The 380-nt window shown below is 38.7% G+C and carries 1 rRNA gene; it reads left to right on the plus strand.

Annotation, left to right across the window (positions count from 1 at the left end):
- Positions 1–60, plus strand: a 16S ribosomal RNA gene (locus tag QYG89_RS17315); the annotation flags it as partial.
- Between the last annotated feature and the right edge of the window lie 320 nt (positions 61–380).

The raw sequence follows: 380 nt of genomic DNA on the forward strand, positions 1-380 counted from the left end.
ATTGGGGTGAAGTCGTAACAAGGTAGCCGTATCGGAAGGTGCGGCTGGATCACCTCCTTTCTAAGGAATATGTGAACGGTGAAGGTGTACGCCTTACCTACTAGCAGAAGAGAACGATGTTCTCACACACGAATTAACGGCATTGTTTTTTGTTCAGTTTTGAAGGATGAATTCCTTCTATATATAAGTAAAATATGTGAACGGTGAAGGTGTACGCCTTACCTACTAGCAGAAGAGAACGATGTTCTCACACACGAATTAACGGCATTGTTTTTTGTTCAGTTTTGAAGGATGAATTCCTTCTATATATAAGTAACACCTATTGTTCTTTGAAAACTGGATAATATCGTATAAAAGTAACCAAGCAATAAAACCGAGTA

It is taken from the genome of Bacillus lumedeiriae (genome assembly GCF_044891285.1).
GTDB classification, from domain to species: domain Bacteria; phylum Bacillota; class Bacilli; order Bacillales; family Domibacillaceae; genus Pseudobacillus; species Pseudobacillus lumedeiriae.